The 12,970-nt window shown below is 38.9% G+C and carries 14 protein-coding genes; 5 read left to right on the top strand and 9 right to left on the bottom strand.

Going from position 1 to position 12,970, the window contains the following annotated elements; genetic code table 11:
* Nucleotides 1-10: 10 nt before the first annotated feature.
* From NSQ61_RS19160 to NSQ61_RS19140, 5 genes are all read right to left on the bottom strand, one after another.
* The gene (locus NSQ61_RS19160; RefSeq protein WP_130157373.1) at nt 11-313 is read right to left on the bottom strand and encodes a 2Fe-2S iron-sulfur cluster-binding protein; all 303 of its coding nucleotides are present in this window, start codon (nt 311-313) and stop codon (nt 11-13) included.
* A 170-nt stretch (nt 314-483) separates the two neighbouring features.
* The gene (locus NSQ61_RS19155; RefSeq protein WP_340807938.1) at nt 484-969 is read right to left on the bottom strand and encodes a flavin reductase family protein; all 486 of its coding nucleotides are present in this window, start codon (nt 967-969) and stop codon (nt 484-486) included.
* Nucleotides 970-1,191: 222 nt separating this feature from the next.
* On the bottom strand, nt 1,192-2,394 hold the full coding sequence (locus NSQ61_RS19150) for a flavin-dependent monooxygenase (RefSeq protein WP_327873251.1): 1,203 nt from the start codon (nt 2,392-2,394) through the stop codon (nt 1,192-1,194).
* 222 nt (nt 2,395-2,616) lie between these two features.
* The gene (locus NSQ61_RS19145) at nt 2,617-2,841 is read right to left on the bottom strand and encodes a tautomerase family protein (RefSeq protein ID WP_268753475.1); all 225 of its coding nucleotides are present in this window, start codon (nt 2,839-2,841) and stop codon (nt 2,617-2,619) included.
* 18 nt (nt 2,842-2,859) lie between these two features.
* Nucleotides 2,860-3,774, bottom strand: coding sequence for a catechol 2,3-dioxygenase (locus tag NSQ61_RS19140; RefSeq protein WP_063388369.1), 915 nt, complete (start codon nt 3,772-3,774; stop codon nt 2,860-2,862).
* A 388-nt stretch (nt 3,775-4,162) separates the two neighbouring features.
* Between NSQ61_RS19140 and NSQ61_RS19135 the strand changes: the two genes are divergently transcribed.
* The 4 genes from NSQ61_RS19135 to NSQ61_RS19120 all read left to right on the top strand — a co-directional run bounded on the left by NSQ61_RS19135 (nt 4,163) and on the right by NSQ61_RS19120 (nt 6,318).
* Nucleotides 4,163-5,071 (top strand): S8 family serine peptidase, encoded by a 909-nt coding sequence (locus NSQ61_RS19135; protein ID WP_063388370.1) that lies wholly within the window; start codon nt 4,163-4,165, stop codon nt 5,069-5,071.
* Entirely contained in the window at nt 5,022-5,282 is a 261-nt protein-coding gene (locus NSQ61_RS19130; protein ID WP_063388371.1) for a hypothetical protein, read from the top strand. Before NSQ61_RS19135 ends, NSQ61_RS19130 begins: the two co-directional genes overlap by 50 nt.
* Nucleotides 5,283-5,389: 107 nt before the next feature.
* On the top strand, nt 5,390-5,860 hold the full coding sequence (locus tag NSQ61_RS19125) for a YrvL family regulatory protein (protein WP_235600456.1): 471 nt from the start codon (nt 5,390-5,392) through the stop codon (nt 5,858-5,860).
* Between the two features lie 332 nt (nt 5,861-6,192).
* Nucleotides 6,193-6,318 (top strand): hypothetical protein, encoded by a 126-nt coding sequence (locus tag NSQ61_RS19120; RefSeq protein WP_277874806.1) that lies wholly within the window; start codon nt 6,193-6,195, stop codon nt 6,316-6,318.
* A 589-nt stretch (nt 6,319-6,907) separates the two neighbouring features.
* Here the strand turns inward: NSQ61_RS19120 and NSQ61_RS19115 are convergent.
* From NSQ61_RS19115 to NSQ61_RS19100, 4 genes are read right to left on the bottom strand one after another with little or no spacing between them, the layout of a single operon-like run.
* The gene (locus NSQ61_RS19115) at nt 6,908-8,263 is read right to left on the bottom strand and encodes an LLM class flavin-dependent oxidoreductase (protein ID WP_339193326.1); all 1,356 of its coding nucleotides are present in this window, start codon (nt 8,261-8,263) and stop codon (nt 6,908-6,910) included.
* 23 nt (nt 8,264-8,286) lie between these two features.
* Entirely contained in the window at nt 8,287-9,108 is an 822-nt protein-coding gene (locus NSQ61_RS19110; RefSeq protein WP_232515604.1) for an ABC transporter permease, read from the bottom strand.
* Nucleotides 9,109-9,134: 26 nt separating this feature from the next.
* Nucleotides 9,135-9,962 (bottom strand): ABC transporter ATP-binding protein, encoded by an 828-nt coding sequence (locus tag NSQ61_RS19105; protein ID WP_340807934.1) that lies wholly within the window; start codon nt 9,960-9,962, stop codon nt 9,135-9,137.
* Nucleotides 9,963-10,001: 39 nt separating this feature from the next.
* A complete protein-coding gene (locus NSQ61_RS19100; RefSeq protein WP_063388410.1) occupies nt 10,002-11,036 on the bottom strand; it encodes an ABC transporter substrate-binding protein in 1,035 nt (344 codons plus the stop codon).
* Nucleotides 11,037-11,663: 627 nt separating this feature from the next.
* On the opposite strand from NSQ61_RS19100, the gene NSQ61_RS19095 reads away from it, so the two are divergent.
* Nucleotides 11,664-12,566 (top strand): TauD/TfdA dioxygenase family protein, encoded by a 903-nt coding sequence (locus NSQ61_RS19095; RefSeq protein WP_186439284.1) that lies wholly within the window; start codon nt 11,664-11,666, stop codon nt 12,564-12,566.
* Nucleotides 12,567-12,970 lie beyond the last annotated feature (404 nt).

Genomic DNA, 12,970 nt, shown 5'->3' with positions numbered 1-12,970 from the left:
TTTTCACCACCTAAGAAGAGTGAGTGACTTTAGATAGATCAATAAGAATCTTCATATCGGTTTTTGGATACGTCTTGCATGCTAATGTATAATTCACCGCTCTTTCCGTGTCAGGCAACACTGCTTTGGAACTGGTACCTCTTTCAAATTCTCCTTCCTCCACTTTAATTTTGCACATTCCACACCCACCGCCTTTACAAGCATAAGGAATTTTAATGCCCTTTCTATTAGCCGCATCAAGCAAGCTTTCCCGATCATGGCATAGCAATTCGCGGTTTCCTTCGCCATCATCGATCACCTGCACCTTAAACATGATTTTCCCTCCCCTCCTGCTTCTTACGCTTAAATTCTGTTTCATAACCATTAAATTTCCGTCGTTTCTATGACTATACGATGGTACGGTTCGTGAAAAAGAGAGCTACTCGATCGCCCGTGTTAACACTATGATAAAGAAATTGAGCTCCCCTCTTTTCAACGGAATCGTTAACTATGGACGCTTTCTTTTAGAGATTTTAATTCGCGGTATTTTCCTTGGAAAAATATTAACGGTTCAGCATCTTCCTGAAAATGAACATCTGTAACTTCTCCAATAAACAATGTATGATCTCCTGCTTCATATTCTGCAACCACATTGCATGTCAAGGAAGCGATCGCTCCTTTAATCACAGGCATACCGTTCAACCAATCAAATTCAGCTTCACGATTTTCCTTGATTTGTCCGGCAAATTGCATAGATATTTCCTTTTGATTTTCAGCCAAAAAGCTCACGGCATATGTTTTAGATTTTTTAATGCGGCCAAGCATCTTAGCTTTTTCACCAATCGAAATAAGCACTAATTTTGGATTTAACGATACGGACATAAACGCATTTGCAGTCATACCGTGTATACTCCCATCGATCTCCGTCGTTATAACTGTCACCCCTGTTGCAAATTTCCCCATTACGTTGCGAAACAAACGATCATCCATCGGTATCAGTATCCTTTCCTTTTTCGGTAGTTTTTTGTTAAAATTCCCCATAATTGAACCATAAATATTGTGCTGGACCCTCACAACTGTTAAGAATTGAATAACAACCCTCCAGCTGGTTTTATTGGTCCGAGCTTTATGCGAAGTTGAACTCCCTCTACCTAAAACATTTCACACTCATAAAGAGTGATTTTAACTCCAATTACACACTCTGCCGCTGCTTTACCAGACTGGATCACCCGGTAAACCAAATAATGTCCTTCCGTATGCAGCCATAGCGTCCTCCCACAGGGAGTTTGGATGAGCCGCCACAGCTAACAAATCTCGCGTGAACAGTTCGACCGGATCCCCTTTAAAGATCGAATTGCCTCCAAGTGTCAGCATTGTTCTCACAGCGATATTAGCTGACGTCTTTGCCACGTATCCTCGCCATGCAAACAGTTGTTCTCTTTCCATATCGTTCATCACGGTCTTTCCTTCTTTTTGACAAGCCTCTAGCTGGCGAATATATTGTTCAACAATGCCCTCCATTGCATTTAACTCTGTTTTCATTTCAGCCAGTAACCGCTGACTGGCCGCAGAGTCCTTTTCCTTCGCACCGGCCTTGAAGACACGAATACGTTTCTCGGTGCGCTCTTGAAATAGTGACACCAGCCGTTCTGCCCCGCCCAAAGATACTAAAGGGAATCCCAGCAAGAAAAGCGGCATAAACGGTATACGATATACCGGATCATTCTCATCATAATCGCCCCCGACCGGTTTTCCATCAGCCATCACTCGACCAGCTGGAAGGATTCTATGCAATGGCACATAGGCGCCTTCAACAAGTACTCCATTGCTTCCAGAAGCACGGAGACCAATCGTATTCCAATTTTCTACGATTTTGACATCAGACTTGGGCAACGCCAACAGACAGTACTCTGGACCATTGCTGTCAGGCAGTTCCATCATGGCACCGAGAGCGATCCAATCACTATGGAGGACACCGCTGCAGAAGTTCCATTGCCCATAGAGACGGTAGCCTTCACCATCTTTCTCTACTCGGCCTACAGGAGCAACCACGTCAGCCAGCAATCCTCCTTGCCCAAAGATTTCTTCTCTGCCTTTTGGATCCAGATATGCAGCCCAAACTTCATGCATGGAGTAAAAGTATGTCAGCCAAGCACCGGCCACACTATGGCGAGCCACTGTGCGGATAATCTCTCTATAAGTCCTTAAGTCTACTAAAAGCCCTCCGTACCGCTTGGGACGCAAAAGCTTGTGAAACTCTGCATCTTTAATGGCCTTAGCCACCCGATCAGAAAAACGGGCATTTCGATCAGCTTCGCTAGCTTCTTCCTCAGCAAGACGCCCTACCTCTTCTGCTTTGGCAAGAAGAGTAGCGATGTCCGGTTTATTCTCTAATAAAATTCTATTTTTTTCCATTCTAATTTTCCTCCCCCGACCTGTCATTTAAGGAGATTCAGCGTCTCCCTACATATCATTTAAGGTAAGGCAAACCGCTATTCGGTCTGCCTATTTCCATAAAAGATTAAAAATTTCTTGGTAACGCTTACAAAATACGCTTTTTAGTTTAAACACTGCGAAATCTGTTCCACACAGATATGAAAGAATCATGAAAATTCTTTAAAAATACAAGAATTTCGATTATTTTCCTTTAGTTTGACTGAGTTTCTTTTGTGCTGATTCTCCGGAAATTCCCCAGTTTTCCGCAGGAAGCTCTTGAATCAGTACACGAATGGTGCTTAATGGCACATTTAAGGCATGAGCTGCTGCGTCCGATGTTTCTTTTATTAACGTCTCTTTTTGTTCTACTGTAAGACTTCCAAACAATTGAATTTGAATAATCGGCATGTTTTTATCCTCGCTTATGATCAGTTGTGCTTTTTCTTACGTCAATGCCTTGGCGAATGACTCCGTCAACTCTCTTCTGTGATAAAAAATTCCTTGACCGATTTTGTCTTCAGTCCATGTTATAGTTGGAAAATCAGGATAAGTAATGTAACCGCTCGCAAAAGCTTCATTGCGATTGCCTGAAGGATCAAAGAAATAAGTTGTTTGTCCTCGCGTAATGCCATGGCGTGTCGGTGTAACATCGAATTGGACATTATTTTTTGATAAAATATCTGCTGCCTTTAGCACATCATACCAATTGTCAACATAGAACGCGACATGGTGCATCTTCTTGTCCGGTCCTTTAATAAAGGCAACATCATGCGGTTTTCCATTTCTAGCATAAATAAAGCTCCCCACCATTTGTTCTCCATCTACTGTTGTAATTTTTTCACTAACGAACATATCCAGGACTTCAGTGAAAAATCTCGTTACAGTGTCTATATCATCTCCTGTTAATGCTAGGTGATCGAGACGATGCGGCGCAATTCCCCGCAGTCCATCCGGCCATGGGTGAGGATTCCAATCTCCTGTTTTCGTACCGACACGCTCGATTTTATGATACAATTCAACTTGGTGGCCTGTTGGAAGTTCAAAACGAATTGCTTCTCCTTCCGCAATTCTTGTTCCTTTTGAAACCCGTTTTAATGTACACCCGAATTGTTCAATCTTCTTTTCGTACTTGGCTAAATCTTCTTCGTTTTCTACTTTAAAAGCAATGTGATCAAGGCCAGGAGAGTCAGCCTCCTGAAGAATAAGGCTATGATGATCGAATTCATCCCACGCCTTTAAATAAACTCTCCCTTCACTTCTTCTCATCTCTTCAAGACCAATTACATTTGTGTAATACTTGACTGATTCTTCAAGATCCATGACTCTTATTTCAGCCTTGCCAACCCGCATAATAGCCATTTCAACCACTCCTTATATTGGATTTAATTTATGGAATAATTTTAACAATTTTTATTTTCTGATTATACAAACAATTGTGCTGTTTTACCTTTAAATTCTTTGCCATTTTCGCAATAATGTACTAAATTTTCATGTGGAGCTTCGAGAAATACTGAAAAACATATACTTATATGGTAAAAACGAAATCATTGATGATATGTTTGATAAATCCCTGCTGCTTTCAGTTCCTAATCGAAATTAATAAAAACGAAAAATATAATCGAAGTTTAAATTTGTAAAATATATGAAAATATTGGAATTTTTTATAATAGTGTGATATACTACTGAATGTTTGGAAATTTTGAATTTGTATAAAGTGGGGTAGAAAAATAATTTAAGTAAAAAGTATTTGTTTGTTCTTCTAAGTATTCCTTTAATATTAGTCTCATTTCCGGTTTATGGTTCTGCCGAATCAAACAATACTGTAGAAAAAAATAATTCTCTAGAAAACTACACATATTTATTAAAAAGTCCTAAACAGGCTAAAGAAGTTTTAGAAATTATGAAAAACCAATACCCGTCTTTGAATGTAACAGCAATCGAAGATATTGAATTAATATATGTAGAGAATTCTAAAAATATAGATGTAAATAAAATTGAAAATAAAATAATAGAATATATAGATGTACAAGGGGAATTACCAGATCTCATTTCCCCTTACGAAGATGCCGTTACACCAAATAGAATTCTAAACGAAGTGAAGCAATTAACACTCGATGAGTTTAAAGAATCTAATCAATTTGACACTAATATCGAGTTTCCATCACTAAATTCTGAAACATTTACGCCTTTTAATTGGTATTTAAAAGATGTGACAAGTGATTATAAGAATTTATCTATTGATACAGGGGAACATTCCACAATTGCTTTAATAGATAGTGGAGTAGATATAGAACACCCATTGATAAAAGAAAATATTGATTTAACATTAGCAAAAAATTATGTCACAAATGACATGGATATTACTGATGAATTAGGTCATGGCACAACTATTGCTGGGATAATGTCAAGTATTGCTCCAGAGACAACAATTGTTCCTTACAAAGTTATTGGAAATGAGGTAGGGAAATCAGTATGGGTGATAGAAGCTATTATTGATGCAGCTAATAATGATAATGATGTGATCAACTTAAGCGTCGGTACTTATTTTATTAAGTCTGAAAAAGAAGATAAGTTACTGATTAAGGCATATAAAAAAGCTGTAAAATATGCAGAAAGTAAAGGGGCTTGGAATTCCTCAAGGATACACACTAACTGAAGGAACAAGTTATGCAGTAGCACAAGTCAGTGCTACTGCAGCTCTTATTATTTCAGAGTATACAGAACGAACAGGTAATAAGCCTTCTGTTAATAAAGTGCTTAAATATCTAGAGAAGGGAAGTTCTGATATCGGTAAGCCTGGTAGAGACAATTATTTTGGAGAAGGAAAAGTGAATGCATATAGTTCCTTAATGATGATAAATAAATAAAAATTAGAAAAGAGACTTTCTCAGGTTCTTTATATATATAAATCATTTTTACTAATAATTGGTAATGATAATTACCCGTTCTAATTTAAAATATTGAGAAAAATAATTTGAAGGAGGCAGTTCATATCAATAAATTTAAAACTGTTGGTATCTCTATTTCTATCGTACTGATAATATTACTCTTTATTGCTTTTTTTGAATACATCATTTTAAGAATAATAGGTTTCCAATATAATTCATTATTGGATTTAGTATTGTTCTTTATTTTGTATTTATTCCTTGAAATACCTCTTGCTTTTATTACAGATGCAATACCAAAAGCTTTAAAATCTGTTGGCATACTTCAAACGAGTAAAGGATGGCTACCATTTATTTTGAATACAACTCTTACCTTTTTATTGATTGAAGTAATAGATAATTTTATGGCAAATATTGAAATCGAATGGCAAGGTTCACTCATATTTGCGATGGTTACTGGATTTATTGGTTGGAAATTAAGAAAAGATGAGGATGAACCACCAGATATTGATAGTGAGGAATTTAAAGAAATAGATAATAAATTTAAACCCAAAAAATAAATCATTAAACATATGTGAATGCTTTATACAAATCTAGGTAACATAAAGCCAACTATGGGAAGTAATGAAAACCGCCAACCCCTTGATACGCAAGGAATTGGCGGTTTTCTGTTTTGACTCGTTTATGCAGGATTTTATACATCGTTGATGGATCAAGGGTTTCCCCTTTTATGAAGCTCTAAATCTTGCATAAAAAAGGCGGATTTTATGCAGTCCTTCTCTCCCTTTTCCTCCTTACAGAACAGGTAAATAAATTATATCTGTCGAATGCTTCTAAAACGGATAGGAGAGACGCTCTATATCCCGTCCCATCCCACTAGGAGGTTGAACGAATGAAATCGCAAGAACAAGCTTACAGTACCAAAGAAGTGAGCCATACCTTAGGAATTGGCGATAGTACATTACGAAAATGGTGCCTAGCTATTGGAAAAGAACGGTTATACCTTCATCAAAAATGACCGTGTACAGCGATTATTTATTGAAAGCGACCTGGCAAACTAAGACACTTTCAAACCCTTGTTCAACAACACAACATGCAGTTAGAGAACTCCGCGATCGTTGTCGTTGACCGGTTTGGGAAAGGGGCGTTCGAAGAAGTAACGGGCCACGTTCCAGCTGAAAAACCAAACGAAAATCGTTCGTTCCCTCATTCGGATGATCACATTTCTAAATTATTGAAACACATCGAGCAGCAAGAAACATTCAATCAAGAATTATCCTTCCAAGCTAGAAATATTTCCATAGCCTCTCACTCCTCGTATACTAAGTTTCAGAAAGTTTTTTTTATCGAATTTCCAGTCCATGCAACAAAAATAGAGTATGAACTTTTCAATTTAAAATATTTATTAATTTCTAAATTATATAAAAAAGATAATTTATGTAAATGCATCTTAGTCTAATTCCAATAAAGAAGCGGCCAGCTCTTACTTCTAAAATAAAAAGGATGCCCTAAAGTTTTACTTTTTGGGACACCCCTAACTAATTGACTCGACCATTAAACTGTCATTTTCGCATGACTATTTTTTTAGATGCAATATTTCCCTTCATCTACAGTGTCTCTCCTATTTTAGCAATTAAAGTATTTTCAGGACGTTTTAGCCCTAAATGTTCTCGTAAAGTATTGCCCTCATATTCCGTGCGGAACAATCCCCGTTTTTGCAGTTCAGGTATCACTAAGTCAACGAAGTCTTCAAGTCCTCCGGGCAAATATGGCGGCATAATATTGAAGCCATCAGCTGCCCCATTTTCAAACCATTCTTGCAGTTGATCGGCAATTTGTTCAGGTGTTCCCTTAATTTCTCTATGCCCTCGTGCTCCTGCTATCCGTTGATATAGCTTACGAATCGTTAATCCTTCACGCTCAGCAAGGTCTTTTAACAGCTTAAAACGGCTTTTCCCTCCATTTATTTGTTCCAAATGAGGCAAATCAGGCAAGGGACCGTCGACAGGATACCCTGATAAATCAACACTTAACATTCCAGATAAAAGAGCAACTCCTGCTTCTTCAGGAATAAGTTCTTCCAGCAGCTTCTTATTCTTCTCAGCTTCTTCTTCAGTTCTTCCGATAACAGGAAAAACACCTGGCATAATCTTCAATTCATCTGGTGAACGCCCATATTTTTTCATTCTTCCTTTCACATCGGCATAAAAAGCTTGAGCCTCTTCAAGCGTCTGCCACGCTGTAAAAATAACCTCCGCGGTACGTGCGGCCAGCTCTTTTCCAGCTTCAGACGAACCTGCTTGGATCACAACCGGATGGCCTTGAACAGGACGGGAAACGTTTAAAGGTCCTTCTACAGAAAACCACTTTCCTTTATGATGAATGGCCTGTATTTTTGAGCCGTCCACAAATTGAGCCGATTCCTTATTAATCACTAAAGCGTCATCTTCCCAACTATCCCATAGCTTTTTCACTATATCTACAAATTCTTCAGCACGATCATAACGCTGTTCATGCGGAAGATGATGCTCTAAGCTAAAGTTATGAGCTTCTGCTTCCGTATTGGATGTGACAACATTCCATGCTGCCCGGCCTTTGCTCAAATGATCAAGCGAGGCAAATCTTCGCGCTACATTAAAGGGTTCATTAAATGTGGTCGACACGGTAGCTGCAAGCCCAATGCGTTCGGTCACAGATGAAAGGGCTGATAACAGAGTAAATGGTTCAAAAAGTGTATTCACTGTCTGCTCAAATGCCTTTTGATTCCCTGTTCTTACTGCATACGTGTCCGCCAGAAAGATCATATCGAACTTTCCTCGTTCAGCCGTTTGCGCAAGCCTTTTGACAAAATCAAAGTTCATGACATTATGAGCTTCTGCATCAGGATGCCGCCAAGCTGCGACATGATGCCCTGGGATCATGAAAAATGCACCTAATTTCATTTCGCGCTTATTTGCCGTCATTTAATTTTCCCCTCTTTCCTTTATTATTGATTTGTCTTCCAAGCAGAGAACCGTTTTTCCAAAGATACTAAAATATAATTTAATACAAAGCCAAGTATGGCAATGGTAATAATACCGGCATACATTTCGGGAATTTGAAAATTCATTTGAGTATAATTAATTAAGTATCCTAATCCTTCTTTAGCCCCTACCATTTCAGCAGCAATTAATACGAGAATGGAGGCTGTTCCCGCCATACGTATTCCGGTAAAAATAGTCGGAATAGATGCAGGCAAAATGACTTGATAAAACAATTTATATGGCGGTAATCCCATTGATCTTGCCGATTTAATAAGTAACGGATCGACATTTCGAACGGCACTAATAGTATTTAGCAGAACAGGAAATGTACAAGCGAATAAGACAATCGCTACTTTCGATGTTTCACCAATGCCAAACACTAATATAAATACAGGCAATAACGCTAATGCAGCTGTGTTTCGGAATAATTCCAGCACCGGGTTTAACAAATCGCTAACGATCGGGTACCAGCCAATCAATAATCCGAGAGGAATAGCAATAAGCAGCGCAATTCCAAATCCAATAAATGAACGTACAATACTCGCTTGAAAGTGAGCCAATAATTCACCTGAGACAACTAATCCCCACCAGCCTTCAACTACTTTTGAAAAAGGCGGAAAGAACGTCGGATCGGTCACTCCAATGCGAGGCGCCACTTCCCAAAATAAAAGCAGCAGGATAATAACGGCTGTTTGCTTCACAAGTTTTTGGATCCAGTGAAAAGAAAAACGGATATGTTTTCTCGTTTCATATGTAGTTTGAATGGATTTGCTAACACTAGCCAATGTCATCACTCCTTTTATTAAATTTCCTAAGCTGAATGCTCTTTTTTATGATCATTTTGCGATTTACTGACCTCATCCCGAAGTAAATCCCAAATTTGATGGCGAGTCTTTACAAATTCCGGCGTGGAACGCGCATCGTCTTCCTTTGCTTGGGAATGAGCTGAGTTTGTAATAATTTGTTTTATCGTCCCCGGACGTGAAGTCATTACAGCGATACGCTGTCCTAAGTACACGGCTTCATCAATTCCATGAGTAATGAACACGATCGTCTTCTTTGTTTTTTCCCAGATACGAAGCAATTCGTTTTGCAATGTTTCGCGTGTTTGAGCATCCAAGGCCGCAAACGGTTCATCCATTAATAAAGCGTCAGGGTCAAAAGCCAAACTTCTAGCAATAGCTACACGCTGCTTCATCCCGCCTGATAGTTCGTGGGGATAACGTTCTTCAAAGCCGGACAAGCCGACTAGCTCCAAAAAATGACGGGCGATTTCCGAACGTTCCTTTTTTGGCACACCTTTCGCTTTTAAACCAAACTCAATATTTCCCTTAGCTGTTTTCCAAGGAAACAAGGCGTACTGTTGAAAGACAATTGCTCGATCTAAACCGGGGCCGTCGATTTGCTTCCCATCTATTAAAATTTTCCCAGATGTTGGTTGAGATAATCCGCCGAGAAGATCAAGCAAAGTTGATTTTCCGCATCCTGACGGCCCGACTAACGTTAGAAATTCTCCATTTTTAACGGAAAAATGAACGTTCCTCAATGCGGTAAACTCTTTAAAGCTTCCTTTTCCCTTTTCAACATCCCGAATTTTAAAAATTTTTGTGACATGGTCAAATTGAATTTTATCTGTCACCTGTTGAACACCTCCTAAACATTTTTGTTCAAGCTTCCTTTAGTAAGGGTTGAATTCATTTGTGTATAAGTCATCCAGCCCAATTTCGCCTTTTTTCAACTCACCGCTTTTTATTAGCCAATCGATCCACACTTGAAAATCTTTCTCCTGTATATAACCTCCTTTCGAGCCGATTCCTGTACTTTTCCAAAATTTAACTGTTTCACCATCTTCTTTTCGTTTTCTTTTTTCAATAATTGCTTCATAACGTGCAATGACTTCTTCTCTAGGGGTTGAACGCGCCCATTCAATTGCTTTCGCTGTTGCTTCAACGAATTTTCTCACAGTATTCGGATTTTCTTTAATGAATTTCTCAGTAAAAACATAACTGCCCGCATTAAAAGCACCAAACAAATCATAATCACTAAAGAGCTTCCGAATCCCGCCCCTTTCTAATGCCCGGTCTCGCAGCATTCCGCCTAACACAGCTACATCAATTTGTTTATTACGCAATGCTTGTTCTGCATTGACTGGCGGAATCACCACTATCGTTACTTTTTTAATTTCTTCCTCTGTTAATCCATTTTGACGCAAGTATTCTTTTAACACGAATTCATGGTGTGCACCGAGAGTATTCATCCCGACTTTTTTGCCAATTAAATCTCGCGCCTCTTTAATCGGACTATCCTCTAATGTATAAAACCCACTGAACGTATCTTCATCGCTGCCGTAATAACTGATCACGGCTTTAATCGGGGCGCCGCTGGCTTTTAATTTAATAATTGCTCCATTAAATGCACCGCCAAAATGAATTTCCCCTGTTGCAGCTGTTTGGATATCCTGTGGTCCACTCGTTGTATTTCCAACCCATTCAAGTTTGATTGGATCTAAATAACCTAAATCTTCCGCCAATTCCGGGAAAGTGACTTGTCCAGGAGATCCTTGATAGCGCAGTGTCAGCGTCTCATATTTGCCATCACCTCCGGCTTTGCCTTCTTTTTCAGCAACTGTTTTGTTCTGGCAGCCAGCAGATAAAACAACTGTCCCTACTAACAATAAAATTCCTATCACTCTGCAATTCTTCAACAACTTCATCTTACTCCTCCCTTTTGATTTCAATTGAATAGGAAGAGGTGACTAACCCCCGACCTCTCACACAACCGCACGTACCGTTCGGTATACGGCAGTTCAATTAAGTCCATGCCAGCCCGCATAAAAAAGGTCTTTACATTTTCTGTAAAGACCTCCAGTGTACTGGTCGGCATATTCATCTATTAAAAAAATGCCGGAGACATTTTGCAGCAATGTCTCCGGTTGACCGGTGGGAACAATCAATTAACCGATATTTCCTATTGAATTAGTATCCATTAGTTATCCTTAATGTTACTGAGCAAATGAAAAATAGTCAAGCTAAAATTTACTGTAAAATATTAATTTTTTATAAATAAAAAATTTTTAAAATTTAATATTGACATTTTTTTCTTGCGAATCTAATATTTTTACTAAACCGATATGAATTCATAGGATTTACAACTGGAATAAAAAGCTGACCAGCCATCTGGAAGCCGGAGCTCATCTGCTCTGGCTTTCTTGCTTATTATCGGTTTATTAAAATGGCTCACTCAACGAGTAAGGAGGTGGGGCTTCTATTAAGTGCCGATGAAATTTTGAGAAAGATGAATATTCCGTAGAATCATAAACTTTCTTGAGGAGGCGATCTCTATGACTGATGTCAAACAAGTACAAAATGAATCAGAGATTATTGTCAAACCAGTTGCCGGACGAATTGGCGCTGAAATATCAGGCATCAAACTTTCCGATGAACTAGATGCTGAAACAATTCAATTTATTCGCGAAGCGATCTTAAAGTACAAGGTAGTTTTCTTCCGAAATCAGCATCATCTAGATGATGCGGGGCAGGAAGCCTTTGCACAGCTGCTTGGCAATCCTGTTGTTCATCCAACTGTTCCAGCAAAAGACGGCTCCAATTATATTTTTGAGCTAGACTCTGATCGTGGCGACCGGGCCAATTCATGGCATACAGATGTTACATTTGTAGATGCATTTCCGAAATTCTCCATTTTACGGGGGGTTGTGATCCCTGAAGCAGGAGGGGATACTGTTTGGGCGAACACAGCTGCTGCCTATGAAACTCTGCCAACAGAACTGCGGAATCTTGCTGATCAATTGTGGGCAATCCATACAAATGCCTATGATTATGCAGCACTGCGATATAATATATCTCCTGAAGCAAAAAAGCACTATGACGAAGTATTCACTTCCACTTTATATGAAACCGAGCACCCCGTTGTCCATATACATCCTGAAACCGGTGAACGCAATCTTTTACTTGGTCATTTTGTCAAAAAATTTGTCGGACTTTCCACCTTCGATTCAGCCCAATTGTTCACTGTCCTGCAGCAGCATATTATACAATTAGAAAATACAGTTCGCTGGAAATGGAGTGCAGGAGATGTTGTGATTTGGGATAACCGTGCAACCCAGCATTATGCAATAAATGACTATGGCGACGAACAAAGAGTTGTGAGAAGAATTACAATTGCAGGAGATGTTCCTGTTAGTATAGACGGCCGCCGCAGCATTACACGAAAAATAGAAAAATAGTCCCATCAGGATTTTTCTAACCAATAATTTATAAAAGCCTTTCAGTTAAAAAGTTAAACTTCAAAAATTTTTATAACCAAATAAAAACGGCATCTCCCTTATGTGAATATCAAGCTATATAAGTTCGGAACCGTTTTACGCAGAATCGTCATCCTCTGATGCGAACACTGCCTTTTATCTAATAACCTTGGAATCGTTTTTATCGCTAATGACTTTTGAAAATTGGGCATCCCCCCTATTGCCCGGAAAAGAAAGTTTATTTGCAATTGGTCGACCATAAAAAGAAATGGATTTCACAATCTATTCAACAATCGTTTGCGGCATCAAAGAATACGGAAGAATCCGTTCACCACGTGAAACAGCGATGCCGCAATTTTACCTTATTACGGAATTTTTAAGACATA

Source organism: Aeribacillus sp. FSL K6-1121 (assembly GCF_038003725.1).
GTDB classification, from domain to species: domain Bacteria; phylum Bacillota; class Bacilli; order Bacillales; family Aeribacillaceae; genus Aeribacillus; species Aeribacillus composti.
Note: the sequence above shows the minus strand (reverse complement) of the source record. Positions and strands in the feature narration are given on the sequence as shown.

Excerpts from the sequence above, each read along its gene's own strand:
- NSQ61_RS19160 (WP_130157373.1), bottom strand. The coding sequence starts at position 313 with ATGTTTAAGGTGCAGGTGATCGATGATGGCGAAGGAAACCGCGAATTG.
- NSQ61_RS19155 (WP_340807938.1), bottom strand. The coding sequence starts at position 969 with ATGGATGATCGTTTGTTTCGCAACGTAATGGGGAAATTTGCAACAGGG.
- NSQ61_RS19150 (WP_327873251.1), bottom strand. The coding sequence starts at position 2,394 with ATGGAAAAAAATAGAATTTTATTAGAGAATAAACCGGACATCGCTACT.
- NSQ61_RS19140 (WP_063388369.1), bottom strand. The coding sequence starts at position 3,774 with ATGGCTATTATGCGGGTTGGCAAGGCTGAAATAAGAGTCATGGATCTT.
- NSQ61_RS19130 (WP_063388371.1), top strand. The coding sequence starts at position 5,022 with ATGCAGAAAGTAAAGGGGCTTGGAATTCCTCAAGGATACACACTAACT.
- NSQ61_RS19120 (WP_277874806.1), top strand. The coding sequence starts at position 6,193 with ATGAAATCGCAAGAACAAGCTTACAGTACCAAAGAAGTGAGCCATACC.
- NSQ61_RS19115 (WP_339193326.1), bottom strand. The coding sequence starts at position 8,263 with ATGACGGCAAATAAGCGCGAAATGAAATTAGGTGCATTTTTCATGATC.
- NSQ61_RS19100 (WP_063388410.1), bottom strand. The coding sequence starts at position 11,036 with ATGAAGTTGTTGAAGAATTGCAGAGTGATAGGAATTTTATTGTTAGTA.
- NSQ61_RS19095 (WP_186439284.1), top strand. The coding sequence starts at position 11,664 with ATGACTGATGTCAAACAAGTACAAAATGAATCAGAGATTATTGTCAAA.